The sequence below is a fragment of the Promicromonospora sp. NPDC052451 genome, assembly GCF_044547525.1.
In the GTDB taxonomy this organism is placed as follows: Bacteria; Actinomycetota; Actinomycetes; order Actinomycetales; family Cellulomonadaceae; genus Promicromonospora.
Genome location: NZ_JBIUAP010000002.1, coordinates 68,380 through 92,889 on the forward strand (window position 1 = coordinate 68,380; position 24,510 = coordinate 92,889).

The 24,510-nt window shown below is 66.1% G+C and carries 23 protein-coding genes; 8 read left to right on the top strand and 15 right to left on the bottom strand.

Going from position 1 to position 24,510, the window contains the following annotated elements; all coding sequences use genetic code 11:
• The first annotated feature begins 36 nt into the window (after window positions 1–36).
• The 5 genes from ACIG47_RS03170 to ACIG47_RS03190 all read left to right on the top strand — a co-directional run bounded on the left by ACIG47_RS03170 (window position 37) and on the right by ACIG47_RS03190 (window position 5,996).
• On the top strand, window positions 37–1,071 hold the full coding sequence (locus ACIG47_RS03170; protein ID WP_397429571.1) for a hypothetical protein: 1,035 nt from the start codon (window positions 37–39) through the stop codon (window positions 1,069–1,071).
• A 31-nt stretch (window positions 1,072–1,102) separates the two neighbouring features.
• The gene (locus ACIG47_RS03175) at window positions 1,103–2,107 is read left to right on the top strand and encodes a hypothetical protein (RefSeq protein WP_397429572.1); all 1,005 of its coding nucleotides are present in this window, start codon (window positions 1,103–1,105) and stop codon (window positions 2,105–2,107) included.
• 744 nt (window positions 2,108–2,851) lie between these two features.
• Window positions 2,852–3,205 carry a hypothetical protein gene (locus ACIG47_RS03180; protein ID WP_397429573.1) on the top strand — a complete coding sequence of 118 codons (354 nt, stop codon included), beginning with the start codon at window positions 2,852–2,854 and terminating at the stop codon, window positions 3,203–3,205.
• A gap of 164 nt (window positions 3,206–3,369) precedes the next feature.
• Window positions 3,370–4,545: a DUF5677 domain-containing protein gene (locus ACIG47_RS03185; RefSeq protein WP_397429574.1), complete on the top strand. Its 1,176-nt coding sequence runs from the start codon at window positions 3,370–3,372 to the stop codon at window positions 4,543–4,545.
• A 779-nt stretch (window positions 4,546–5,324) separates the two neighbouring features.
• Window positions 5,325–5,996, top strand: coding sequence for a hypothetical protein (locus tag ACIG47_RS03190; protein WP_397429575.1), 672 nt, complete (start codon window positions 5,325–5,327; stop codon window positions 5,994–5,996).
• Between the two features lie 407 nt (window positions 5,997–6,403).
• On the opposite strand, the gene ACIG47_RS03195 is transcribed toward ACIG47_RS03190, so the two are convergent.
• The 6 genes from ACIG47_RS03195 to ACIG47_RS03220 all read right to left on the bottom strand — a co-directional run bounded on the left by ACIG47_RS03195 (window position 6,404) and on the right by ACIG47_RS03220 (window position 13,701).
• Complete coding sequence (locus tag ACIG47_RS03195) at window positions 6,404–7,336, bottom strand: hypothetical protein (RefSeq protein WP_397429576.1); 933 nt, start codon at window positions 7,334–7,336, stop codon at window positions 6,404–6,406.
• Between the two features lie 379 nt (window positions 7,337–7,715).
• Window positions 7,716–8,138, bottom strand: a complete 423-nt coding sequence (locus ACIG47_RS03200) for a hypothetical protein (protein ID WP_397429577.1) — start codon at window positions 8,136–8,138, stop codon at window positions 7,716–7,718.
• A 330-nt stretch (window positions 8,139–8,468) separates the two neighbouring features.
• On the bottom strand, window positions 8,469–9,149 hold the full coding sequence (locus ACIG47_RS03205; RefSeq protein ID WP_397429578.1) for a hypothetical protein: 681 nt from the start codon (window positions 9,147–9,149) through the stop codon (window positions 8,469–8,471).
• A gap of 1,196 nt (window positions 9,150–10,345) precedes the next feature.
• Window positions 10,346–11,125: a hypothetical protein gene (locus ACIG47_RS03210; RefSeq protein WP_397429579.1), complete on the bottom strand. Its 780-nt coding sequence runs from the start codon at window positions 11,123–11,125 to the stop codon at window positions 10,346–10,348.
• Between the two features lie 695 nt (window positions 11,126–11,820).
• Window positions 11,821–12,420 carry a T6SS immunity protein Tdi1 domain-containing protein gene (locus ACIG47_RS03215; protein WP_397429580.1) on the bottom strand — a complete coding sequence of 200 codons (600 nt, stop codon included), beginning with the start codon at window positions 12,418–12,420 and terminating at the stop codon, window positions 11,821–11,823.
• A gap of 672 nt (window positions 12,421–13,092) precedes the next feature.
• Window positions 13,093–13,701 carry an HIRAN domain-containing protein gene (locus tag ACIG47_RS03220; protein ID WP_397429581.1) on the bottom strand — a complete coding sequence of 203 codons (609 nt, stop codon included), beginning with the start codon at window positions 13,699–13,701 and terminating at the stop codon, window positions 13,093–13,095.
• Between the two features lie 616 nt (window positions 13,702–14,317).
• On the opposite strand from ACIG47_RS03220, the gene ACIG47_RS03225 reads away from it, so the two are divergent.
• Both ACIG47_RS03225 and ACIG47_RS03230 read left to right on the top strand, forming a co-directional pair.
• Complete coding sequence (locus ACIG47_RS03225; RefSeq protein WP_397429582.1) at window positions 14,318–14,713, top strand: hypothetical protein; 396 nt, start codon at window positions 14,318–14,320, stop codon at window positions 14,711–14,713.
• A complete protein-coding gene (locus ACIG47_RS03230) occupies window positions 14,710–14,970 on the top strand; it encodes a hypothetical protein (RefSeq protein ID WP_397429583.1) in 261 nt (86 codons plus the stop codon). Before ACIG47_RS03225 ends, ACIG47_RS03230 begins: the two co-directional genes overlap by 4 nt.
• A 276-nt stretch (window positions 14,971–15,246) precedes the next feature.
• Here ACIG47_RS03230 and ACIG47_RS03235 read toward each other — a convergent pair whose 3' ends face one another.
• From ACIG47_RS03235 to ACIG47_RS03250, 4 genes are all read right to left on the bottom strand, one after another.
• A complete protein-coding gene (locus ACIG47_RS03235; protein WP_397429584.1) occupies window positions 15,247–15,861 on the bottom strand; it encodes a hypothetical protein in 615 nt (204 codons plus the stop codon).
• A gap of 47 nt (window positions 15,862–15,908) precedes the next feature.
• Window positions 15,909–16,604 (bottom strand): MerR family transcriptional regulator, encoded by a 696-nt coding sequence (locus ACIG47_RS03240; RefSeq protein WP_397429585.1) that lies wholly within the window; start codon window positions 16,602–16,604, stop codon window positions 15,909–15,911.
• Window positions 16,604–16,735 carry a hypothetical protein gene (locus tag ACIG47_RS03245; RefSeq protein ID WP_397429586.1) on the bottom strand — a complete coding sequence of 44 codons (132 nt, stop codon included), beginning with the start codon at window positions 16,733–16,735 and terminating at the stop codon, window positions 16,604–16,606. The genes ACIG47_RS03240 and ACIG47_RS03245 overlap by 1 nt, the downstream gene beginning before the upstream one ends.
• Window positions 16,736–16,928: 193 nt before the next feature.
• A complete protein-coding gene (locus ACIG47_RS03250) occupies window positions 16,929–17,777 on the bottom strand; it encodes an NAD(P)H-binding protein (RefSeq protein WP_397429587.1) in 849 nt (282 codons plus the stop codon).
• A 157-nt stretch (window positions 17,778–17,934) separates the two neighbouring features.
• On the opposite strand from ACIG47_RS03250, the gene ACIG47_RS03255 reads away from it, so the two are divergent.
• Window positions 17,935–18,510: a TetR/AcrR family transcriptional regulator gene (locus tag ACIG47_RS03255; RefSeq protein ID WP_397429588.1), complete on the top strand. Its 576-nt coding sequence runs from the start codon at window positions 17,935–17,937 to the stop codon at window positions 18,508–18,510.
• A 211-nt stretch (window positions 18,511–18,721) separates the two neighbouring features.
• Here the strand turns inward: ACIG47_RS03255 and ACIG47_RS03260 are convergent, their stop codons facing one another.
• The 5 genes from ACIG47_RS03260 to ACIG47_RS03280 form a co-directional block, all read right to left on the bottom strand.
• Window positions 18,722–20,980, bottom strand: a complete 2,259-nt coding sequence (locus ACIG47_RS03260; RefSeq protein ID WP_397429589.1) for a xanthine dehydrogenase family protein molybdopterin-binding subunit — start codon at window positions 20,978–20,980, stop codon at window positions 18,722–18,724.
• A 10-nt stretch (window positions 20,981–20,990) separates the two neighbouring features.
• Entirely contained in the window at window positions 20,991–22,148 is a 1,158-nt protein-coding gene (locus tag ACIG47_RS03265) for an XdhC family protein (RefSeq protein ID WP_397429590.1), read from the bottom strand.
• 36 nt (window positions 22,149–22,184) lie between these two features.
• Window positions 22,185–23,162: an FAD binding domain-containing protein gene (locus tag ACIG47_RS03270; RefSeq protein WP_397429591.1), complete on the bottom strand. Its 978-nt coding sequence runs from the start codon at window positions 23,160–23,162 to the stop codon at window positions 22,185–22,187.
• Window positions 23,162–23,785, bottom strand: coding sequence for a (2Fe-2S)-binding protein (locus tag ACIG47_RS03275; RefSeq protein WP_397429592.1), 624 nt, complete (start codon window positions 23,783–23,785; stop codon window positions 23,162–23,164). The genes ACIG47_RS03270 and ACIG47_RS03275 overlap by 1 nt, the downstream gene beginning before the upstream one ends.
• 145 nt (window positions 23,786–23,930) lie before the next feature.
• Window positions 23,931–24,389, bottom strand: coding sequence for an SRPBCC family protein (locus tag ACIG47_RS03280; RefSeq protein WP_397417903.1), 459 nt, complete (start codon window positions 24,387–24,389; stop codon window positions 23,931–23,933).
• Window positions 24,390–24,510: the final 121 nt, after the last annotated feature.

Below are 24,510 nucleotides of genomic sequence, written 5' to 3' on the forward strand. Positions count from 1 at the left end.
TCGATATTGGCACTCGCGAAAGGGAGCGTGGGATAAGTGTCCCCGAGGCGGAAAAGCAGCGAAGAAGAGACAAACACTCAGGTCCCCGCGCTCGCGATCTACCAGCACGCCGAACATGTAGCTGGCGTCCTGCAGCAGTTATTTGACCGCCCGCTTGTAACCGAGGAAGTGCTGGAGACTGAGTCCAGCGATTCCGGTGAGAAAGAGTCATCGACGCAACTCTCGGCGAGCGGGGAGGGCGGCGCAGATCTGCCTGTGCTTGCGAAAGTTGCAATTGCTGCAGGAGTAAAGCATGAACGCGGTGGAAAGAAGACGGTCAACACCGGATCCCGCGCCACTCAGAGTTTTGTTTATTCGCAGTCGTACTACCTGAGGCTAATTCGGTCGGAATTGAAGGCCGCTGGGATGATCAAACCCATCAAGGGGATCGACGACGCGAATTCTGTCGATGTTGGGAACTTTGTCGAATTCAGTGCAGCGTTCGAACCCAACGAGCTGACAGTTCTTACGGACGTCATAACACCGTCCCTCGTGGCCGCAATTGCTCGACAAGTAATTACAAACAGTGCGACGCGGAAGTTTTCAGGCTATGACTCTTACGAGAAGGTCCAAATGGCTGCGGAGGCAGTTCGACTAGAGTCTGAGTCGGGAGGCGCTCTGGCGGCAGAGGTTGCGGATGCGGTGATCTCCGATTTTCGTTCAAGCAAGACACGCGAGTACTACGGACAGATTGGGTCCGGAGACTCAGCCGTGACAGCAATTACGATCTGCGATTCTGCTCATTTTGCCGTTGAAGATGAGGACCGAATTCTCGACGGGACCTTTACGGTGCTGGGTAAAGTCGTGTCCGGTGTTGAAGAGGATGTCCCACTTCTGAACCGAAACAAGGTGCTATCGCGGATCGCTCCGGAGGGTGTTGATTGGCTGGCGGATGCAATGGCTGGTATCGCAAAGTCGAGCAAGAAAGCCGTCGGTGACGAAGAGTTTGACCCTGGGCATCTAAACATGACTCTGCGATCGCGAGTTTCCGGAAAGTCTTTTCGGGTTGTGCCGCTCGCAATCTTTGTGTAAACGAGGCTATCGTCAGGGCCAGCCTTGTTCAATGTGGCGATCGATCGCGGCAGAGAAGCCCGCAAGGAAGGAGTTGGATTTGTCCGAGTCGCCCACGGGCCTGCAGCAGCACGAGACTGAGCGTTTGAGTTTGATCCGGTACCAGTTGTTGCACGCAGCACAGCAGGCGTCTCAGCCGGCGCCACTTAACTCACTAGCGCTCGGGAGTATGCAGGACGCTGTTGAGTCTATGCTTGGCCTTGTTGTCGAGCGTAAGCGCATCCCGGTTCCTGCTCGGGGAGATTTTCTGCAGATATTCGATTCTGTAGCCGGTGTCGTAACTGGTGAACCGTCCATCGCTGGATTTCGCTCCGGTGCGGCTGCCATGAACTTGGCGAGGGTAAACTTCAAGCACCATGGCAATCAGGCTGCATCCATGACAATTGCTCGGCACTATCAGAACTCTGAGAATCTTGTTAACGAACTTTCGATGCGAGTGTTTTCGATATCGATCGACCAGGTGAGCTTGTTGCTGTTTGTCCGAGATGACTCCGCGCGCGGCCATCTCGAAGCAAGTCAAAGTAGTTGGAATGACGGAAATTATCAGGGGGCTATGGACGAACTGCGACTTGCATTTGACCGCGTCGTGCGTGACTATGAAGGCAGGAAAATTCGGCATTCTGGCCAGAGTCTGTTTTCTACGAAACCAGCATTTATGCCGTCTGTCTTCGAGCGCAGAGATGCTGGGAAGACCGTCGATTCTGCGTTCAAATGGCTTGAGAATCTGGACGAGTGGGTCAAAATGCTAGCCCTGGGCGTGGACATGCGTCGTTACGCCTTCTTCAACGCGCACGCGCCTATCGCTGTCTATACGCTCGACGGGTCTGCACATCTGCATCGTCGCGATGGGATTGACTTCGAGGAGTCCATCTTCTCCCGCTGCTTCAAATTCGTCGTCGATACGGCGCTTGCGTTTGCCGAAGATGACTTCGACTTCGATGCTTGGTCAGGCAGGAAATCTATCCGCAACGTTATTGCCGTAGCTCCCTCTGACTAAGGAATGCTGGGATGGAAACCGCGCGAGCACTGTTGGGCTCAGATTCTTCTGTCCGTACGGGAGTTACTCCTGTACTTTCGTGTGCATCCGCCAAGGGTTAAAGACGCCCGACCTAATTCCAGAACCGCGAACTACTTCCTGGCTACCCGGCCCTGTGTGTCGGATCATGTCTACGGCTCGGATCCGGCCAGGGGCTTGTCGGGCGAGTTGGAGATGCACTGCCGATTGGTGCAACGTCGTTGAGGATCTGTCACGTGCGTTCCGTTGCCAGCAAGAGATCGATCACGGACTGAGACCAGGCGGACTGGGGAGCCGCACTGGCGGCATGGCGTGTCGTTGGGCATCCTCGGACTTTATTCCCCTGGCTCCTGGCTCGCAGTACCTGGGCTGGGTGAAAGTCGGACGGGGGCAGGATCCACTCCATTGCTCTGCAGTTGTTGGCACCCTACCGATGGAGTATCCCAACGATCGGACCCCGGGCGGCTGTTCACATCCGATGTGCTTTCTGGAAGTGTCGCCCCAGTTTCCGGCTGCGCCGCGTCACACCGGCGCCCCTGGCGGACAGTCGGCCATGCGGCCAGGATGTAAGCCGGGAGGGCGGTCGTGAGGTTCCGTATGCAGGTGCTGTGCACGTCGCTGTCGACACAGTGAGCGAGGGTTCCCAGCTGACGATGTCTGCCACGTCTACGATCGGCTCATCTACGGAGGCGACAGCACCTTCGGACCAATCGAAGAGGAGACCGCGTGACAGTCTGGGCGCACTACGCCAGCAGTCGATTCGAACTTCACCCCGACCTCGGGGGCCTCGCCAGCGTCTCCTGGTACGTTCAGGAGCAATGGGACTACTTCCGGCGCTACGAGGACGATCCGCTGTTCTCTACGAACCCCAACGACAACGGCGAAGCCGTCATCCTCGACCCCTGGGTGCGTCTACGCTTGGCCAACGGTGGGGAACTGGTGGCGTGGCTCGGAGACGGCCTACATCTCGCGCTTGAATCAGACGAGGGCTTCGTCGAGAGCATGCCGCGCGGGGACAAACAGCCTCAAGAGCAAGAAGAGGTCATTGATGCGGACCGGGACACTGCATCGGTCCACTAACCGCCATCGAGCGACCGCCACCGTCACAGCTGGCGTCGTCACTGTCGCCACCGTTGATGTCGGTATGGCGCGTGCTTCGTGCTTGCCGTGACCGGGCCGATGCTGTGGATCCGGAGCGCTTCCATGACGACTATTCGGGTGGAACGCTGTGCCAACATGGCGCTGTGAACAATCGACGTCCCATCCGCATCGCCCTCGCGGTTGCCCGACATGGCGTTCGGTCCGCAAAGCGACGGATCCATCGGCTCTCGGGACGAAGCGATGGGCTGGACACCGCCTACTACGAAGCCCTTTACAAAGGGGCGGTGGAACTTGCGGGCCTCGGAAAGGGCCCCGATGAGCTTCAGCGCCTACTAAGTGACATTGCGTCAGAGGCGCTGAGCGATTCACATATTCATCAGCGGATTGCGTCAGCACTGAAGGAAGACGCGCCTCGGATGCAGTTCGAGCAGCGCCGCCGTAACGCGAGTTTTGAGAAGCGGTTGTACCGGCGCTGGGGTAGTGCACTCGATCTCTTCTATTGCATCACCGTTGCGTGCGAGGAGATCGGCGAGGAGGGGTACCGTGCGGGTCGCGAGGCTGACCTGGATCAGGATGAGAAGGCACTGCTGGAGGCTGTCAGCGGACTTCACGCCCGCGCGTGCCGGACTGCTCTTGAAGTGCACGAACTGCTGGAAGCGGGTTTTCCTATGGGGGCGCATGCACGATCCCGCACCCTCCATGAACTCGCTGTAGTGGCCCTTGTCCTCAGCAAGTTCGGAAGTCACCCTGGATTTAGGGATATCGGGATGCGATATCTCGCCTTCGACCATGTTACCAACTGGATGGACGCGCAGGAGTATCAAAAGTATGCCTCACAACTGAATGTGGAGCCGCTTAGTGGCGAAGAGATGGCGAATATCGAGGCTGCTCGCGATGAAGCAACCACCTTGTTCCCTGACATGAACCGAAAACTCGGCTGGGCCGGCGACCTGCCCGGCCTCAGGAGGCGTACCTTTCCGGAGCTGGAGGCGATCGCCGGACTGGACCATCTCCGGCCCTACTACACCTGGGCTAGCCACGAGGTGCACGCCAACCCGAAGGGATCCCGCCTCAATCGAAGGAGCGGCCCTGATGGCGTGGTCAAGCTGGCGGGAAGGACGAACAGGGGTCTGGCCGACTCCGCACAGGGCGCTTTGATCGCCCTGCACCAAGTTACCAGTGCGATGCTCACTTGCCCAGGCGTGGTCACGCCATCTGGCTTAGTGGGAGTGCAAGCTGTCACGTTGCTGCTGGACGAGGCGTGTCGCGATTTTGCTCGGACCGAGAGGGAAATGCGCGACCGGTACGGCGAGCGCTAGCGGAGGCCCTGCTGCAAGACGACCACTCGGGCAGCACACCCTACGTGCTGATGGAGATGTTGGTCGGAGCGGGTTCGCTTGCTTCACCGCCAGTTTACGGCGCGGTCGGCGACCGCCGCTCGATGCTGGACGACGACTGATCCTCGGTACACATGACGGCCGTCTGGGCCTGTCTGATGCCGCCCACATCAACGCATCACGACCCTCTGGGGTCTTAGAGATTCTAACGTTCTCGCGGTGCCGGGGCCCGCGAGGTTGTGGCCGATCACCTCGCGGAGGTCTAGCCCGCCCTCCCTGCGCTCGCGGAACAGCGGCCCGACCACGGCGGGCCCACGTCCGATGAGGAGTTGGACTGATGGACGGTGTGGACGCGATCTGGCGTGCGGCCGTGGCCGCCAATCGATCGCAGTCCGCACCCGGTCCGCAGGGAGTCCGCAAGAGCCCCACGAAGCGCCGTCGGACCCCGAAGCCGCCAACGCTCACGAGCCGCAGAATTCCAACGTTCTCGGCCCCTACCGCCGGGTGCCCCGACAGGCCATAGAGCCTGCCTGCCGGGGAAACCCGGCGTACGGGTCGCTCATTCGCTCTTCGCCTGCACCCGCCGCCTGGCGCCCAGCGATCGGTGGTCCGCTGCATGAGGTCCTGTTGCTCGGCGACGGAACAGACGCACCGCATCGTGGTCTCGCGCGCTAACGGCTGCGCGGCGAGAGCGTGCAACATGCGTCGCAGGACGCGCCTGGCCCTATGCAGCGGCTGCTTGAGCCGCCACACTCAGGCCTGTGGATTGGGTCGACATCGGCAACATGCTGATCGCCGCTGTTGCCGGCGGCGCATCTGTAGTGGCTGCGCGCCTGTACGGAACGCGACGTGCCGAGCTTCGAGTCTCCTTCGAGCACGTCCCTGTCGGAGGTGACGCACTCCCAGACGACCACGTCTCGGTAGCGCTCAACGGACAAATGCTTGAGGCGCCGTTTCTGGTCACCCTGTCTCTGACCAGCACAGGTGGTTCCGATATCTCATCGAGCCACTTCGACGCGTTGAAGCCCTTGCAGATCCATTTTTATGGTCCACCGGCACTGGCGCCCGTCCGTGTGCTGGCGATCACCCACCAAGATGGCATTCGTGTTGAGCTCGGAGACGAGACCTCAGCGGTCGCGATTCCGCCTCAGCTCCTCAAGGCACGACGCCGGGGGGTTGCTTCGGTACTCGTCGACGGCGAACCTCGTGCAATAGAGGTCGGGGATCTCGTAGGTGTCAATATCGTCGTCCGCGGCCATCGGGCATCGGTTGCCTCAGCCAGACTGGTGCCGGGCGAGCTCCGAATGCACCTCGCAGCATGGAGCGGCCTCGTGTTCTGGATGGCCGCTGTGATCTGGAGCCTCGTTGCGGGCAACTGGGTGCTCGCGACGATCATCTTCTTTGGAGGCATCCTGTTCGCCCTATGGATCTAGCTGCCAGAGGTCGGATCGCGCGCGTCCCTTGATGCCCCTCCCGTGCGAGCTCTAAGACATAGCCCGGGTGCCAGTCCGCAAGAAGTCCGCGCGAGTCCGTCCGACCCGAACGCAACCAATGGCCGGGAGTGTTGGAATTCCAACGCTCCCAGCCGTTGTCGCGCCTGCTATACCGTGCCAAATGTCTGGACTGCGATCCACGAACAACCGATGCGCTCGCGAAGTCGACCATGATCTCGCCGGCGCGCTCGTACGCGAGTTCGATCGGCGCACCCGGCGGAACACTACCTGGAATGGAAGCCGTGGTCTGCCCATGGGAACTGGGCGGGCAGGGTGCCTGCGACGTAAGGCACGCACCACGTGACGGAGTCCAATGGATCCCGTGCCGGAGTCACCTCAGGGCACGGCTACGCAAACAGGCTCCAGTCGCTAATGCGGAACTCTGAGCCGTCTTGGCTGTCACGGAACGCGAACCCCAACGTCCCGAGCCACTGTCGAAACTCGCCTGCCAGAGTTTCCGTCGCATCCAGCAGGAACGCGGCTGGCACACGGACACTGGCGTCCGGACAGTCCGTGAGGATACGTGTGAACGTCTCCCAATGCGGTGCCGCCATCGCCTCCCACAGCGAGTTCTGGGCTGGTGCATCACCACCCTGTGCTAGGTGGACGCCCAGCACCTTCCACGCGGACAAGACCTCGCCGAGCACGGTATTGCAGAGCAAGCGGACGTCCAGATGCTGCTGGTAGTCGATCGTCGTTATCTGGGTCAGCGCCGCCTGGAGAGTCAACATCACCTCAGCCGGTACCCAACCGGGCTCATCGTCACGAAGGTGCCGTGGAACTGCCGCCTCTGCCCTGTACTCGCCGATCGTCTGGTCCGCCATGAGCAGGTAGTTCCTGCGGGCCCAGGGCTCGCCGGGGTAGTCGCGCTCCCCTTCACCCGCCTGCATCATCGCGACGTGGTTGCCCTCGTGCGCAAGCGTCCGCATGACGAGTTGCGCACGTCTGCCCAGATCGCCCCCTGGCAGAGCCCGGTTGAAAAGGCCAGCGGGAAACAGTACATCGATGCGGTTGTCACCCACGTCCATCGTCTTCGCCCCAACCATCCCGTCATTTCGCTGCAGGTCGAAGACCTGCTCGGCGCCGGGGATGCGCTGGTTCACCGAAGCAACGAAGTCGTCAGCGAGAACGAGCCGGACGGTGGAGGGATCGATCGCCGCAGCTCCAAGTGTGGTCACGCACCAGTCGATCAAATGTTCGTCCAGCACTCCAGGAATATCGCTGATGCGCGCCTCGACCCCGTCAGCCTCGACGACGACGCGGACACCTGATTCGTTCATGTGTCCAGGTTGCCATGAGGTACTGACACTCAGCGCCGCATCCAATGGGTACGCACACTCCGTGACGGGCGACACGACTAGCCGGACCCCGTACCGGCAGCGCTGAGAAGAAGGGCAGCACGATCAGGGCTGCTTCACTCATACGAGGATCCTGCCACCCAAGATGAGCGGCGTCGCCGTCCGTCGCCGAGTCCAGGAAAAGTCCACAAGGTGTTCGGCGCTAGCCCGATCCGACCGGCACTGGCCAACGCGGAAACCGCGAGATTCCAACGATCCCAACGTGGCCAGCACCGGCCGTCCCCCAGGTCCGACTTCGAGCTCTACTGGGAACCCCAAGGCCCCGCTTCATTCCTGGGCGTGCGTGCCGGAGGCTCTTGCCCTACCGCTTGTCCGCTTCTGTCGCCGGCGTGCCGACACGTTCCCGTGCTATGAGGAATTCGACGGCGTAGACGACGGGTGCGAGGGCTGTGGCAGGCCAGGTGCCAAGTGTCATGCCGACGATCCCTTGCAGCAGGATCGCGGCTCCGAGGGTGAAGACCAGTGTGATCAAGCGGGGGCGCAGTCCGGCCCCGGCGCGGGCTAGGTTGCGTGCCCAGCGTCGCTCAGTGATCCAGATAGTGAAGGTCGGGATGCCCGAGAAAGCGGAGAGCGCGGAAAAGATCACGACCCACAACCACGGCATGCCTGTGATCGCGAAGAACAGGGGGATCAGGATCGAGAGGAGGAACGTGCCCTGGGCCCGTAGGCGTCTGTTGTAGGCCATGATCTCTGCCGGGCTTTCGGACGGGAAGCGGAAGCTCATCGGACCCATCCGGTGTCTGTCATTGGACCGCCGTGAAGGCCTGTTCCGTGTGCCATATGCGAAGCGTAGTGGCGGCAGACGCCGCTCTGGTGAGCAGCGTCTGCACTTGGCAGATGCACGCTAGCCCTGACTACTCGCAGTCCGCGCCCAGTCCGCAGGGAGTCCGCAAGAGCCCCACGAAGTGCCGTCGGACGCCAAGGCTCCCAACGCTCGCGAGCCGCAGAATTCCAACGTTCTCAGCCGATCCCGCCGAGTGCCCCGGACAAGCCGTAAAGCCTGCCGGGGAAACCCGGCGTATAGGCCTGTGAGTGCCGGGACCGAGCCCGCAGGTCAGCGACGTCCGAACAGGCCACGCCTTCGCCGTCGCTCGTTCGCGTCGGACCTGGTCCATGGGCCGCCTACGTGTGTGCGGATGGCGTGCTCACCGGGTCCGAGGTTCAGTACCTCGATCAGCGTGGCGTCGAGTTCGACGACGTGGTGGAGGTGGCCGACCCTTCCGTTCTCGACGGTCGCGTCAGACGTCCCGATGAATTGCCACATCCCATCCTCGCCGTCGTGCGAGACATACAGCACCGGCTCCCCGCCAGCCAGTACTTCGGCCGTGGCGATGCTGGCTGTGCCAAGGACGCAGTGCCTTAGCCATCCCGCGCGGCTGTCGAGAGCCATCACGGCATCAATCACAGCCCAGATGAACGAAAGATCCTCATGCTCCCTGGCCTCGACGGCGGTCAGGTGCGGGCCGCCCTGGGGCACAGTCTCGAAGGGTTCGTCGACCAAGGCGTAGGCGATGTCCCCGTCGTGGGGGAACACCGCTGCGTGGATGGTTGCGCCGCCCGGGTTCCCGGCGCCGATCCCGACGGAGACGCGCCCGGAGTCCGCGGCCGAAACCCAGCCGAACGCGTACGACGCCAGCTCGCCGCGCGGGCCGATGAACTCACCGGACACCCGGCGATCAAGCCCTTGATCCGTCGTGGTCTCGACGAACTGTCCCTCGTTGACCTTGATTTCCACGGCCAGAGCTTATCTGCGCCGGACTACGGGCCAGCCCAGGAGGAGTCCAGAAGGATCCACCCGACCGTGACCGGGATCCAGGGTCGCGTGCAGTAGTGACGAAGTCGGCCGCGTCTCCGCACGGGTGGGCATCAAGTCGTCGCATGCAACATGCTTGGCTGGTGACGCACTGGCAGGCGGCACGAAATACTGGCACGAACGGGTCCAGCCCTGACCGGTGCAGTCCGCAGGTAGTCGCAAGAGCCTTGCTACGCGCCGTCCACTCCCAAAGCCTCCAATGCTCGCGAGCCGCAGAATTCCAACGTTCTCGGCAGATCCCGCGAAGCCCGCCTGGAAAACCCGGCGCACAGACCGGCCCCTCTGCCTCAACGCTCTGACCAGCACCGGAACTTCGGCCCTGAAGGTTCCCGGTCGAGGCATACGCACCCTTCTTGCCGGACCTCGCTGACCACTACATTCGTCTCACCTGAAATCGAGTGCTTGGGTGGGGAATGCCATGCTGGAGGTCCTAGTAACAACAGTTGCCGGAGCTTTGTCCGCCACGTTCGGTGTAGTCGTCGGCGGCATCGTGACGCGACGAGTCCAGGACCGTCATTGGCTGCGTGATCAACAACTTGGCGCCTACCAGGAACTGCTCACGCACTACGCCAGGTTCACGATGGAACTCAGCCGCGCGCACGGCGATCAGCGCGGCTGGGACTACGACTGGAGTGAGTGGAGCGCCGCTCTGCTGCGATCGAGTCTGGTCGCTCCCGCCGACGTGGCGGCTGAAATCGATCGCTTCGGACGGGCCATCGATTCCTTCCTGGACCGCGGAACCACGACCCGCGGCTCCATCCACTTAGCTCCGAGGAGTTCGAACAGGCCAGGCAGGCACCGGCTCAGGCGCAGATAAGGCTGGTCAACGTCATACGAAGGTCCATGAGTCGCGACGACAAAGGACTGCCCTTTGCGATCGGCGGATGAAGCATCCAGGTCTGACCGCCGGTACACATCGGGTACACATGACCGCCGTCTGAGCTCACCTCAAGCCACCCTCGCCAACGCACCGCGACCCGGGCGGAACCGCGAAGTTCCAACGTTCTCGCGGTGCCCAACCAACTCGTCGGACACCGAGAGGCATAGCAGGACAGCCATCGGGAGAACCCGGCGTACTGGCGGCTCGTCCGCGCCAGTTTCGGACGTGGCGACACGTGTCAGTCGTCGGAGGCGACGACCAGGTGCATTGCCTCTTGCTCGCGGTCAATCACCACGAACTCGTGGAACCCGGTCGCGCCGACGCTGACCCAGTTCGAGCGATGCTCTTCGCCTTCAGGGACGTCGAGGCGGTAGACAGTCCCTGAGTCGAGAGTCCGCGCCAGGAGCCGCGCGACTCGTGCATGGGTGCGGACGGACTGCGGTGGTTCGATCATCTCATCGTCCAGCCACGTGTCGACCGTTCGCCGCGCGTCGCCCGCCGCGACCGTTGTGAACATCTCGGCGGTCAATGTCTCAGCAAGCCAAGGCCCGTGGACAGGACGTCCATCGAAGTCAACCTCGGCACCATGCGCATACGGCCATGCGTACCCGTGGGCGTAGAGGCTCGACGACACCAGGGCCGAGAGGAGAGCTCCATCGTCCAGCGTCGAGTCGAGCGTGAACTGGACATGGTCGACCCACATGAAGGTTCCTTGATCAGCCTGGACGAGCGTGTGTTCCTCGACCCTGAGCCATTTGACCCTGGGCCAAGGCCACTCCGCACGAATCACATCGGTAGCGACGCGAGTTCCCTTCGCCGCCTCCGCCTCGGAGACAAGCGAGAACGTGACATGACGGCCGTCAACCGCCTTTGCACGGACCCAGGACCATGCTCCCGGCCGGCCAGCAACCAGCAGGGCGCCCTCGTGGATGCTGTAGCGGGAGCGAGTCATGCACCCCTGCCCGACACCGTCTGCTTTCACGGTCATGAGATCCATCGGGATATCGATCTCGATCACAGCCGAACCTCCTCAGGAGCCCTGCGCCAGCAGGGCTCAGGGCATGTCCGCGGTGCGAAGGCCGAGCCTAGGGGACAGCTCGGATCAATGTGACTTGTTTTTGTCGCTCGGGGGGGGCGGGCAGGCAGGCAGTTCGCCCTCGGCTCTGAGCGCACATCAATCGGGGCCGGATCAGTCCGCACAGAGTCCGCAAGAGGTCCGCACCAGCCCGTCTCGCACCACGGAGGCCAACGGCCGGGACCGTTGGAGTTCCAACGATCCCGGCCGTTGCCACGACTGCCGATCCCGCCCATCAGGCCGGGTCAAAGTTCCGGTTCAACGTCTGAGCATCACCCGGGTTTCGGCCTGGTCGCCTGACCAGGCCGAATGCCGGTTGACCTTCGGCAACGCTTCTGAGCCCTCGGGCAGGAACAGTCAGCGCGTGGAAAACGGCGCACGCTTGCGCGTGGGCATGGCCCGGCGGCTGGGCTTCCGGACTCCAACCCGTTTGCCACTTCCTGGCGGCCTAAGCGCAAGTACACATCCGTGCGTCGAGGATGACTGGTGAGCGCACGCTCTGCGCACACCAAGATGTCCGCACACCAGGGTGTGCAGACATATCCGTGCAGGTCAGGTGCGCACACCACTTCGACGCTCCGCTAACGGATGTTGCCAGTTCCGGCTGGCTCATGGACCGCGGCTCAGCACCTTAGGGCTTAGGGCATGTCTCTCAAGTCGACCGGTGCCACGGCTGTTCTGTCGCTGGTGCTGCTCAAGCCCACTCGTATCTGTCCGAACGTGGACCAGTAGACGTCGAGGTCGGTCACCTCCAGGTTCGTGATGTCGTCCTCGCCGCCTAGGAAGAGGGGAATGCGGTACCCAATGCACTGGTCAGGCGACGGAGACGGCTGACCTGACTCCAGCCACGTGTCGAAGAAGCCTGCGGCGAGTGCTGCGTTTGGGTAGTCCACCAACTCGATGTCGTGGAAGTCCGAGAACGGCACGGGGATCTCAAGCGCCCCTCCAGTCCCGACCTCGAACATGAGGACGGTCGGTTCGCGCGCTGGCCCGTTTCGTGCATCTAGGGAGAACTGTCGCCCGAGCCAGTCGTGCCCGAAGCACGAGATGGTGGTCGTGAACTCCGGGTAGGCCGCGCGCACCAGGGCGTCGGCTCGTGCCGCCGAGGTAGGTGTATGGATCCGGTAGAGCCCTGAACGGATCGTCGTGCCACCTGACCTGCCCAGGAGTTCAGTAGCGCTGACTGTTGGCACCGGTGGGACTTCGACCTGGAAGCGTTTGGCGAACCTCTCAAGCACTCTGGCTCCCTTCGTGGACCCGAAGCGTCCCACAGGGCGTACCCAGTTGTCGTGGACCAGGACTCAGCTGCGAAGCCAGACCACGATTGCAGCCAGTACCGCGCCGGCGCGGTAGACCATGGCGTGCTTGTCGTAGCGAGTGGCTAGAGCGCGCCGAAGGCGTTGGCGAGTGCCGCGAACTGGGGCCCACGTCGCCTCGTGCCCCGGTCGAGCAGTGCCCACATCGTGGCGGCGCCCAGCGGTTGGCTGGTAGCCCAGTCTGGAGCGAGGCGATGGGCCTGATCGAGGTGGTGGAGAGCCTCGTCGTACCGCCTGATCTTGAGGGAGGCCGACGCAATGTGTAAGGCGGAGCCGGCCTCCCAGAACGCAGCGAGCTGACCAGGCAATGTTTGCAAGGTCGCGGCCTGGCGGGGCGCCGTTTCGGGGGGTCGTTGCTCCTTGACGAGTGATCGACTTCCTGCAGCCGGCCTCTGGCCCAACTCAGAGACGGCTCTCGATCGTTTTGTCGCTGCGCTGGAGGTCGCCGAGTCGAGGGCGGCCCCAGCGGACAAAGCGAAACCGCAAGCTGTTATCAGGGCAGTTGGCGGGATGGGCCGAGACCTTGAAACTTCGCACTTGCGTGGCGAGCCACTGTCGGCGTCCGCGTGACCGCGTCAGGGGCGCCCCAGACCTTCACCGCGTCAGGTGCGCTATGACCCGCGGCGAGGCTACAAGGATGACTGGCCGTAGATCCTCCTTACCCGGTCCGTCACCTCGCACGCTGATAGCCAATAGTTCCTCGCCTCGGTCGAGCCGAACCGCGATGCGCTTGGCGTTCATCTTGTTGACGTAGCCGCCGCGCGTGGCGGTGCCTGCGGCGTACACCGCCACCGCGTTGCGGTCGTGCTTGTTGTCGGGCTCGCGGACCAGTCGGACGGACTTGCCAAGGCGATAGTCGCCACGCTTGATCGCTGAACCCTGATAGGCGGTTCCGCGGAGGCCGAAGCAGTAGATGCCCATCGAGTAAATTCGCGCGCTCCTCGGATTCACCGTGCCTGCGCCATCGTCGGTCACGATGAGGAGCCGATCGCCGATGCGCTTCAGCCTTCCGCTCGGCATTCCGTCCGGACCGATTACGAAGCTGCGTTCCTCATCCTCGCGGCTTAGGAATTCCGCGCGTCGCGGGGAGCGCTGGGTCGAGGTACCTCGCGGCGGTGAGGAGTGTTGCTTGATCGTCGGTTGTTTTTTCGGCAACTTGATGGTGGTTTCACTCTTGCCGAAGAACCGAGCCCAAAATCCCATGCCATTCCCTCCCAAGAAACCCGATGCGCCGCTCCAGGCACATCGCGCATCCTTGCACCGACAGCGGTGCTTGGGTTCAGCACATGGCGCGAATCACCCGATCTTCACCTCACACCTCGGCGACTAGCGATGGCAGCGGGATCAGGCCTCATCGGCGACGATCGCCAGCCGCTCGCGCGCGGAAGCTCGAGCCTCGGCGTAGTCGCCAGTTGCCACGCCGCCGACGCTCCGATCAAAGCCGACGCCGAGGACGACTGCTTTGGCGTCGAGCCAGGCGTGGGCGTCCTGGCAAGTGATCGTGCCTGTCGGAATGATCCCGGCGTCCGGCAGCTGCGGCAGGAGCTGCCGGAGGAACTTCGAGAAACATTCTCTGACCTGGGGCGGACCCTGTGGAGCGGGTGACGGGAATCGAACCCGCGCTGTCCGTTTCTGGGGCTCACCAGGGCGATCGTGATCGCTTCGTCTACTTGCTCTGCGGACGTCGAAGAGTCTCGCTTCACCGGGAGAAGGCTAGGGGTTCGAGTCTCTCGGCGTAGTGAGTGGGTAGTTCGGCCTGATCGCCTGCTCGGATCTTCATCCTGTCCGGTGAGTTGTCGCTGGTCTACTGTCGGTGGTCGTGATCGCCGATGCCATCGATTCCCGCCTCGCCAACGCCCTCTTCAACGTTCGCGCGGCCGGAGTGGGAAAGCTCGTGGAGCCCGCGGTGGCACTGACACGCGCCATCTACAAAGGGCTGTGGGTCGGAGGGCGGGCAACGCTGACACCCAACGAGTACCACTTCCACCCGAACGACATGAACCGTTCGATGCACGATGGCCCGATTGACTTCGTCATCCCGTTGGTCGACATCACTGAGGTCGCCACCAAGCGGGGGTTCGTGACCAGCCTTGTCGTCGTGCGTGCCAGTGGGTACGAGTTCACGATCCGGTGCTATGGCGCCCGAACGTTCGCTGACCGCATCCGTGTCGCTGTAGCTGCTGCGCGAGGGGAGTCGTCCGATCTGCAGTCATGATTGGCGGCTGGCGGCGCGGGTTCATGGGACCTGACTTTCCGACGGTTCGTCTCAACCTCTGGCGGGCCGATGCCGTCGTGCTCTTTGACTGGCTCATGTCGGTCGATCTCGATGCCGTGCCGATCTCGCATCCGGCGGAGAAACAGGCGCTGGTTGACCTGTTGTCGCGGTTTGAGCAGGACACCGACGTCACCAGTGCGACGCAGGACGAGATCGACACCGCGCGCGAGGAGGTTGCGCGCGACATGGGCTGGTGAGGGGGCGTTGCCGTTAAGTTCCTGGAGGAGCAGACGCCTGCCTGATCGAGGCGAACGGGTAGCCTCAGAGTGGAGCAGGCACAAGTCCGCTCATCGAGAATCACGACAGCCCGTCGCAGTCCCAGCCACAGCCCTCGCGGCAGCGGCACACCCGGCCCGATTCCCCCACAGTTCCCCCAAGGCACCAAGCCAACCGGCGAACCACGAGGTCAGGCCCACATAACACGCTTCAACGTCTGACCCACACGGCTGACCGTCGTCGCGGCGCACCGATGCTCACCGCAGCAGCGGAGCCGTGAGCGCTTCCATCACCGCGATACCAAGAAGCAACGTGATGATCGCCGGATAGAGCCGCACGTTGTCCTTGATGCCTGCGAGGTATCCGTCCCAGGCCGACGACAGGTTGCGTCGCCGGTACCCGAAGGTCGAGCGCCAGAGGATGACGGAGCCCAGCATCGCCAGGACGTAGGCCTGGAACTCGATCAGCAGCACCGGCGACGCGACGAGGACCACTACCAGCTCTTCGAGTGTTGTCGGGGCATACGGCATGCCGATGAATGCTGCGCGCCCGAGCGTCGCGAGCACACCGAAGAAGGGGATGGTGAGCGAGGGCAACGTCGTCGTCGCCAGTGCGGCGAACAGGAGGTTACCGAGAAAGGTCAGCAGCGATGCCTTCACGACGCTGCCGCTGGCATAGGCCTCGACGATCACGGATGACCCGGGCGAGCTCAAGAAGGCTTCGGTATTCGCCATGCCCCATTCGCGGAGCCCGGGAAGATAGACGGTCGCGATCATCGCCATGACGAGAGTGCCGTAGACCACGAGGTTGGAAATCAGGTAGGCATTCCAGTTGTCGCGCAGCACTGTTCGGAAGTTGTCGAAGAGGCGCATGGATACTCCTTGGTGTTGTGGCGGGCAGGTGATCGGGAGAGCCGCGGTCAGTCGTGGAGCGACGGCCTGGGACGCAGGCCTCGTAGAAAGCTCTTCTGCCGGTCGTTCAGCTGGTGCTCGGCCAGGTCGAGGAGGACCTGAAACTGCTCTTCGGTCAGTGGCGGCATCCCGTCGGGGGCCTCGGCGAACTGTGCCTGCGCCTGGGCCATGAGCTGATCGAGCTCGCCATCGGTCGTGCTCTCGTCGATGGCCTCGAAGCGCTCCTGCAAGGACGCCAGGACCGACCGCTTCTGCGGGTCGTGGAGCGCCTCGACGAGAACATCGCTCTGCGGGTGCTCCCGGTAGAGGTGGGCGATCACGATGGCGACCGGGGTGTCGGCGGGTGTCAGGCTCAGTGCGGCTGCCGCCGTCGAGAGCCCCACGTGGTGTCCGGCACGTGCCCGGGCCAGCCGTTCGCGTTGTTCGGTCAGGGCCGTGATCTTCACTCCCAGGGCGCGGTCCGCGTCGTCCAGCACCTCGTCGGCGGAGGATCCAGAGCTGGCGGCCACGACTCCGGCCTGCGCCAGCGTCAGGCCGGAGTCGGTCAGCTGGTTGATCCTCAGCACCGCCACCAGGTGGTCCGCGGTGTAGTCCCGGTACCCGTTGGGCCGACGCGGAGGCTCCGGCAGCACGCCTGCCTGGTGGTAGTAGCGGATGGTTCGCACCGTTACCCCGGCGAGCTGAGCCAGCTCTGAGATGCGCATCAGGGTGATACCTGGGCCAGCCGGTGGATGCCGGGACCTGGCAGGGGCAGAGCGGCCGCGCTGATCCACAGGAGGGTGAGAGCCAACGTGGCCGAGTGCGGGGTGCCGGTGTCGACGCCGATCCGTGTCATGCGACAACTTCAAACGATGACGTCGCGTCAGGGTCAAGCCTGGGCCGGCCGTCGGCCTCGGCGGCACGTTCGTTCTCGACGAGGTGGGCGCCGGCGCCCGACCGGATCCAGGATGAGCCCACCCCCGCAGGACGTCCGGCGTCCGTTGGGCGGCCTCGTTGTGAGCTTGCTCAGCGCCGCAGGTGCCGGACGCCTAGCCGCGACCAGCCAGCTGATCGGCAACGCTCCGCGGCGCCCGCCCGAGAAGCCGGACGAGCGTGGGGTCGGGCGAAGCGAAGTGACCACTCCGTGTCGCCTGGAACATCGACAGGGTGAAGCGCGCGGCCGCCTCCGGAACGCCGTTCGCCATCTCGTCGGCCACCCACTCCTCGTCGTCGACGACCACGCGACGGATATCGCGGCCGGTGAGCTCGGACGCCGCCGAGGCGAAGTCCTCGAGGGTGACGGGTGAGGGCAGCGTCAGGTCGACGGGCCCGTCGAACGGGGAGTCGCTGGTCAGGATTGCCGCGGCGGCCTCGGCGGCATCACGCCGATCGACCCAGGAGAACGGACCGTCAGCGGGCTTGGCGATCACCCCTGTCTCCTGCCACGGACCGAGCAGCTGACGGAGATCTCCGTAGAAGCCGTTGCGCAGCGCCGTCCATGCGACGCCTGACGCTGCGAGGTGCTGCTCTGCGGCGGCATGGATCGCGAGCGGAGGATAGGGAGTGCCGAAGCCGGTCCCGTGGGTGCTGGTGTACAGGATTCGTTGCGCCCCGGCGGCGACGGCGGCATCGATCGCCGTCCGGTGCTGGGTGACGACGTCGGCGGTGATGTCGCTGGAGGAGACGAGCAGCACCTGCTCGGCGCCGGCGAACGAACGACGCAGGGCCGCGGCATCGTCATAGCTTCCCTGCCGCACGCGGACACCTCGGTCTGCCAGGTGCTTCGCGCGGTCGGGGTTGCGGACGCTGACGCCGATGCGCGCCGGAGGAACCCGCTTCAGGAGGTGGTCGACCGTTGCTCCGTTGAGAGCGCCTGTCGCTCCGGTCACGATGATCATGAGGGCGTCCCTTCGTGTGCGGCTCCACGGGCAGTGGTTCGGCCGGCCTGTAACCTCGTGCGGAAGTTGACCTGCTAGGTCAACTTCATGTCCGGTAGCATCGTGACCGAAGTTGACCTGGCTGGTCAAGTTCTCTCGTCGAGCAAGGAGGTCGGTCGTGGTGACCCTTCGTACCGATGCCCGCCGCAATGCCGACCGGATCCGTGTCGCGGCGGTGCAGGTGTTCCGGGAGCGGGGCCTCTCCGCACCGCTCGAGGAGGTCGCCGCGGCCGCCCAGGTGAGCAAGGCGACCATCTTCAACAGGTTCGGGGGGAGGGTCCGGCTGATCGACGCCGTCCTCGACGACGTCGTCGCTGCCGAGCTGAGGAGCGTGATCGACGATGCGCGGTCCGTCGTGGAGATCCGGTCCCGAATCCGCTCCTACGTCGGCGCGCTTCGCGACATCCAGTACCGGGTGCCGGCGGTCAACGACGTTCTTCTGCAGGAATTTCCTGACTCCGAGCAGCTCATGGCTCTGTGTCACGCCGGTGGCGCCTTTCACGACGACCTGGTCGCGGAAGGGCATGCCGCGGGGGTGCTGGTCAGCGAGTTCACGCCGGCTGATTTCCAGGCGCTGACGATCGACAACGCACTCGCCCTCAAGTACGGCGTCCGACCGTCCCGGTCGGACTACGATCGCCGGACCGCCTTCGTTCTCGACGGGATCTGCCGATCGGTGCAGTCGTCGGCCTAGGAACGGGCGCTCTGCTCCGCTCCGCTGCGGTGACGTGGTCGGGTCCCGCTTCGACGCGAGCCCAGGCGCCGCACATCCCCAGCCAGCAGCTCGACGGCAGTCTCGTCCTGCCCGGTGAGCCGAGCTGGGACGAGGCGCGGCGGGCCTTCCAGCTCGCGGTCGATGCTGACGGGTCGCTCCGGTGCCGGGCTCGTGGCCCGGCACCGCAGCCCTACAGCGAGATCAGCTTGTCGGGCGTGATGGGCACGTTGCGCACCCGCACACCGGTCGCGTTGTAGACGGCGTTGCCGATCGCGGCCGCCGAGCCCACGGTGCCGATCTCGCCCAGGCCCCGGGCGCCCAGGCTCCGGGTCCCGACCTCCTCGCTGCCGTCGCCGAGCGGTCCGGTGAGGACGGGATCGGGGCGGTCGAGCATGACCACGTCGATGTCGGGCACGTCGGCGTTCACGGGCACCAGGTAGTCGGCCAGGGTGCTGTTCGTCAGGCGTCCGGTGGTGAGCTCCAGGTGGTTCTCCTCCAGGAGGGCGTGGCCGATGCCGAAGATGACGCCGCCGACGAGCTGGCTCCGGGCGGCCTTGGCGTTGATCACGCGGCCGACGTCGGCCACCGTCGTGAACCGGGTGACGCGGGTCTCGCCGGTGAAGCGGTTGACCCGGACCTCGCAGAAGTGGGCGCCGAAGCTGTGGTGCACGTACCCCGGGTCGGCGTCGCCGGCCGACTCGGCGAGCGTGGTGATGCCCGGCGAGCCCACGGCCCTGAGCAGGCGACCGAAGGTCATCGAGCGGCCGAGGCCGTGCACGATCCCACGCTCGTAGCGCAGGTCGTCCGGGCTCGCGCCGTGCCAGGGCGATGCCTCGTCGGTGACGGCGAGCCGCTTGAGCTCGGTGATCGCGTCGCGGGCGGCGTTCACGACCAGGGGCACGGTGGCGTGCGTGGCGCTGGAGCCCACGGCGGGCGCGCCCTGAGGCAGCAGGGAGTCCCCGATCTCGGGCGTCACGCGGTCCAGCGGCAGCCCCAGGGCGTCGGCGCCGGAGACCGCGACCATGGTCTGCCCGCCCGTGCCGAAGTCCGAGATCCCGGTCGAGACCACGGCGGTGTCGTCGTCGAGCAGCCGGACCCGCACGCTCGCGGGCCGGCGGTGCGCCGGATAGATGGCTGCGGCCATGCCCGTGCCGTACAGCCACTGACCGTCGACGCGTGACCGGGGCGTGGCGCTGCGGGCGGACCAGCCGAAGCGCTCCGCCCCGACGCGGTAGCACTCCTCGAGGTGCTTGCTCGACCAGGGCAGACCGGAGACGGGATGCGCGGTGGCGTGGTTGCGCAGCCGCAGCTCGACCGGGTCGACGCCGGTGGCGACGGCCAGCTCGTCCATGGCCGTCTCGAGGGCGAAGGACCCGGGAGCCTCGTTGGGTCCGCGCATCGCGCGGCTCCCGGGGATGTCCAGGACGGCCAGCTCCGCGTGGACGTGCAGGTTGGGCGTCCGGTACAGCGCGTCCGTGGTGTTGTGGGCAGGCGTCATGGGAAAGGCGACGGTGGTCGGGCGCTCGGAGACGCTCTGATGGCTGACGGCGTTCAGGACGCCGTCGCGGGAGGCGCCCAGCCGGACGGTCTGCGTGAGCTCGGGACGGTGCCCGGTGAGCGTGAACATCTGCTCGCGCGTCAGGACGAGCCGGACGGGGCGGCCGAGCTCGCGGGCCGCGGCGGCGGGGAGCGGGGTGTCGCTCCACAGGATGACGCGGGCGCCGAACGCACCGCCCACGTACTTGCTGATCAGCTGGACGTTCTGGGGCAGCACCCCGAGCCGCTGGGACATCCCGAGCGCGAACGCCGCCGGGATCTGCGCGCCGGCGTGGATCGTGACCCGGTCGCCGTCCCAGACCGCGAGGATCGCGTGGGGTTCCATGGCCACGTGGTGCTGGATGTTCTGGTGGAACTCGGCCTCGACGACGACGTCGCTGGCGGCGAGCGCGTCGTCGATCGACCCGACGCCGGGAGCCAGCACCTCGACGCTGCTCGGCGACCCGCTGAGGGTGGGGCCGGCCGGCACGTGGGGCTCGTCCGCGAGGGAGGTGCGCGGGGGGCGGGTGTCGTAGGTCGTGGTGATCAGCGCTGCGGCGTCGCGTGCCTGCTCGGGGGTCTCGGCGACGACCATCGCGACGGCCTGTCCGTGGAACCGGATCTCTGTGTCCTTCAGGGGGAGGTAGTTCTCCACGAAGCCGGCGAGCGGGCCGGTGATCGGGTACAGGTTGAGGCGAGGCTCCGGTGCGGCGTACACGCGCAGGACACCGGGCGCCGCGAGCGCGGCGGCCGTGTCGATCCCGGTGATGGTGCCTCGTGCGACGGTGCTGGTCACCAGGTGGGCGTGGGCGAGGTCGGTGGCGCGGTAGTCACCGGAGTACTCGGCCGCGCCGGTGACCTTCAGTCTGCCGTCGACGCGGTCGGTCTCGCGTCCGACTGGGGTACGGGGCATCGTGACTCCTTCAGCTGCTGAGGGCGAGTGCGCCGGCCGGCGGGGCACTGCGGTGGATGGGGACGCCGGTGCTCAGGGGTGCCCCTGTACCGCCGTGCCGGTGGGCGACGATCTCCGCCGCGATCGACAGCGCGGTCTCGTGCGGGGTGCGGGCACCGAGGTCGAGGCCGATGGGGGAGTGCAGGCGGTCGAGCTCGCCGCTGGTCAGGCCGGCGTCGCGGAGCCGGGCGAGGCGTTCCTCGTGGGTGCGGTGCGAGCCCATGGCGCCGACGTAGGCCACCGGCATGCGCAGGGCGGCGGTCAGGAGCGGGAGGTCGAACTTGGGATCGTGGGTCAGCACGCACACGACGGTGCGGGCGTCGAGAAGCCCGGCGTCGGCCTGGGCCTGGAGGTAGCGGTGGGGCCAGTCCACGACCACCTCGGCGTCCGGGAACCGTTCCGGGGTGGCGAACGTGGCCCGGGCGTCGCAGACGGTCGTCCGGTAGCCCAGGAAGGTGCCGAGCCGGGCGAGGGCTGCGGCGTGGTCGATGGCGCCGAAGACGAGCATCCGCGGGGGCGGGGCGCTGGACTCCACCAGCAGGGTCATGGGTTCACGGCAGTAGCTGTCGGCCACCCCGACCTCGACGGTGCCGGTCTGCCCGGCGTGCAGCAGGTCGGCGGCCCGGGCCTCGGCCACCCGGTCGAGCAGCTCGTCGCCCAGGGAGCCCTGCGGCGGCCGGCCCGGCCGCACGACGATGGTCCGCCCGAGGTGGGCGTCCGGGCCGTGCACGACCGTGGCCACGGCCACCGCCCGGCCGTCCGCGGCGTCGGCGAGGGCCGGTCCGAGCTCCGGCTCCGCGGCAGGTCCGGCGGCCGGGTCGTGGTGGCGCAGGAGCAGCTCGATGGTGCCGCCGCAGGTCAGGCCCACGCCGATGGCGTCGGCGTCGGAGTACCCGAACCGCAGGGCCTGCGGGGCGTGGTCCCCGGCCAGCATCTCCTGGCACGCCTCGTGGACGGCGGCGTCGACGCACCCGCCGGACACGTTGCCCAGCACGGCGCCGTCCGCGTCCACGACGAGCGACGAGCCGGGCTGCCGGGGGGCGCTACCGGCCACGCCAGTCACGGTGGCCGTCACGAACGGGGTGCCGCGCCGGACCCGTCCGAGCAGCTCAGGGGCGAGCTCAAGCATGGCCGTCACCTGCCCTCGCGCCGTGGGGCCGGCCGCTCATCGGCTCTCCACGAGCTCGGTCAGGGCCCGGACCAGGGTGCGGCGCAGCAGCGCGGGCTTGAACGCGTTGTGCTCGCGCGGCCGGGCGCCGTCCGCGGCACGCCGGACGGCTGCCTCGAACGTGGCGGACGTCGCGGGCCGGCCGGCCAGGGCGTGCTCCACCGCCGGCAGCCGCCACGGACGGGTGCCCACGCCGCCGGCCGCGATCCGGGCCTGGACGATGGTCCTGCCGCGCAGCTGGAGCGCGACGGCGGCGGAGGTGAGCGCGAACTCGTAGGACTGCCGGTCACGGACCTTCACGTACAGGGAGCGCGCGGCCCAGGGGGAGCGGGGCACCGTGATGCCGGTGACGAGCTCGTTCGGCCGCAGCACGTTCTCGACGTCGGGCGTGCTGCCGGGCAGGGCGTAGAAGGTGTCCAGCGGCACGCTGCGGGTGCCGCGCGGGGAGGCGAGGTGCACCGTCGTGCCCAGCGCCACCAGCGGCACGGCGAGGTCGCTGGGGTGGGTGGCGATGCAGGCGTCGCTGGTGCCCAGGACGGCGTGGCCGCGGTTGATGCCCTCCAGCGCCGAGCAGCCGGAGCCCGGTTCGCGCTTGTTGCACGGGGTGGACACGTCCCGGAAGTACCCGCAGCGGGTGCGCTGCAGCAGGTTGCCGCCGATGGTGGCCATGTTGCGCAGCTGACCCGACGCGCTGAGCTCCAGCGCCTGGGCGATGACCGGGTAGTGCTCACGGACCACGGGGTGGGCGGCGACGTCGCTCATCCGCTCCAGCGCGCCGACGTGCAGGCCCTTGCCGTTCAGCGTGATGCCGTCCAGCGGGAGCTGGTTGATGTCCACCACGTGCTCGGGCGTCATCACCTCGAGCTTCATCAGGTCCACCAGCGTGGTGCCACCGGCCAGGAACGCGGTGTCCGGCCCGGCGTCGCGCAGGGCCTGGCGCACCGAGCGCGGCTGGGCATAGGTGTAGGGCCGCATCAGCGCATCACCTGCTGCGCGTCCCGGATCGCGTCGACGATGCGCGGGTAGGCCGAGCACCGGCAGATGTTGCCCGACATGCGCTCCCGGATCTCCTCGTCCGAGTCCGCGCCGCCCTCGTCCTCGACCAGGGCGACCGCCGACATGATCTGGCCCGGGGTGCAGAAGCCGCACTGCAGGCCGTCGTGCTCGACGAAGGCCTCCTGCATCGGGTGCAGGCGGTCGCCGTCGGCCAGGCCCTCGATGGTGGTCACCTCGTGCCCGGTGACCGTGGCGGCCAGGGTGAGGCAGGACAGCACGCGCCGCCCGTCCACGTGCACGGTGCAGGCACCGCACTGGCCCCGGTCGCAGCCCTTCTTGGTGCCCTTGAGGTCCAGCCGCTCCCGCAGCGTGTCCAGCAGGGTGGCCCGCGGGTCCACCCGCACCGAGACGGGGCTGCCGTTGACGGCGGCGCGCACGGTCACCTGGTGGACGCCGTCCGCGGTGGTCACCGAGGCGGCTTCGGCCACCTCCGCCTGGCCGGTCAGCAGCGGCGTCACGGCGGCGGCCACGAGGCCGCCGCCCAGGAAGCTTCTCCGGGACACGCCTGAACGGCCGTGTCCCGCATCGTTGTCTGATGTCATCGTGTCTCTCCTGAGGGGCGGCGAGGCAGGGTGGTGGCGCAGCGCCCCCACCGTCCGGGTGGGCTGTCCGGCTCGGGCGCTGCACCCAGACTGGGCGGCGGGCCCGGAGACATCCAGGACCTGCCGATCCCAGGCTGCGACCGCCTCAGCGGCTCTCCTCGCGGTCGACCTGCGCGGCGTAGGCGGACAGGTCGTCGGCCATGCGCTGCATGACACCCGGCAGGATGAACGGCATCAGCCAGCCGACGCCCGGCCGGGCGCGCCAGCTGCCGCGCCAGCTGATGGTCGTGCCGCCGTCGGCGTTCGGCTCGAGCTGGATCTCGGCGCGGTAGTCCCTCAGCGCAGGATTGACGACGTCCTCGTACGTCATCCTCCGGTTCTCCACCAGCTCGACGAGCCGTTCGGCCGCGACGGTGCGCCCCGTGCGGAAGGCGCGCACCGCCCCGACGCCGTCCCGGCCCTCCGGGTCGAGCCCGCTGGACCGGGTCTCCACGAGCTCGTCCAGCCCCGATGACCACCGGGGCCAGGAGCGGCCGTCGATCAGCAGGCGCCACACGGTCCCGGGTGCGGCGGAGGTGGTGGTCCCGACGTGATAGCTGGGCATGACAGATGCCTTTCGGTCGTCCGGCGACGGGCAGGCGACGCGCACGTCGTCGCCCTGCCGCGATCCTTGCCGGACGCCGGAGGCCCATCCAGGGCCTGGCGATCACAGGCTGACGAGGCCG

Bases quoted from the DNA above. Each gene is read 5' to 3' on its own strand.
- ACIG47_RS03250 (WP_397429587.1), bottom strand. From the start codon at position 17,777: ATGATCATCGTGACCGGAGCGACAGGCGCTCTCAACGGAGCAACGGTC.
- ACIG47_RS03235 (WP_397429584.1), bottom strand. From the start codon at position 15,861: ATGCGCCTCTTCGACAACTTCCGAACAGTGCTGCGCGACAACTGGAAT.
- ACIG47_RS03260 (WP_397429589.1), bottom strand. From the start codon at position 20,980: ATGCCCCGTACCCCAGTCGGACGCGAGACCGACCGCGTCGACGGCAGA.
- ACIG47_RS03275 (WP_397429592.1), bottom strand. From the start codon at position 23,785: ATGACATCAGACAACGATGCGGGACACGGCCGTTCAGGCGTGTCCCGG.
- ACIG47_RS03175 (WP_397429572.1), top strand. From the start codon at position 1,103: ATGTGGCGATCGATCGCGGCAGAGAAGCCCGCAAGGAAGGAGTTGGAT.
- ACIG47_RS03265 (WP_397429590.1), bottom strand. From the start codon at position 22,148: ATGCTTGAGCTCGCCCCTGAGCTGCTCGGACGGGTCCGGCGCGGCACC.
- ACIG47_RS03230 (WP_397429583.1), top strand. From the start codon at position 14,710: ATGATTGGCGGCTGGCGGCGCGGGTTCATGGGACCTGACTTTCCGACG.
- ACIG47_RS03200 (WP_397429577.1), bottom strand. From the start codon at position 8,138: ATGAGCTTCCGCTTCCCGTCCGAAAGCCCGGCAGAGATCATGGCCTAC.
- ACIG47_RS03220 (WP_397429581.1), bottom strand. From the start codon at position 13,701: ATGGGATTTTGGGCTCGGTTCTTCGGCAAGAGTGAAACCACCATCAAG.
- ACIG47_RS03245 (WP_397429586.1), bottom strand. From the start codon at position 16,735: ATGACACGGATCGGCGTCGACACCGGCACCCCGCACTCGGCCACGTTG.
- ACIG47_RS03280 (WP_397417903.1), bottom strand. From the start codon at position 24,389: ATGCCCAGCTATCACGTCGGGACCACCACCTCCGCCGCACCCGGGACC.
- ACIG47_RS03240 (WP_397429585.1), bottom strand. From the start codon at position 16,604: ATGCGCATCTCAGAGCTGGCTCAGCTCGCCGGGGTAACGGTGCGAACC.
- ACIG47_RS03195 (WP_397429576.1), bottom strand. From the start codon at position 7,336: ATGAACGAATCAGGTGTCCGCGTCGTCGTCGAGGCTGACGGGGTCGAG.
- ACIG47_RS03270 (WP_397429591.1), bottom strand. From the start codon at position 23,162: ATGCGGCCCTACACCTATGCCCAGCCGCGCTCGGTGCGCCAGGCCCTG.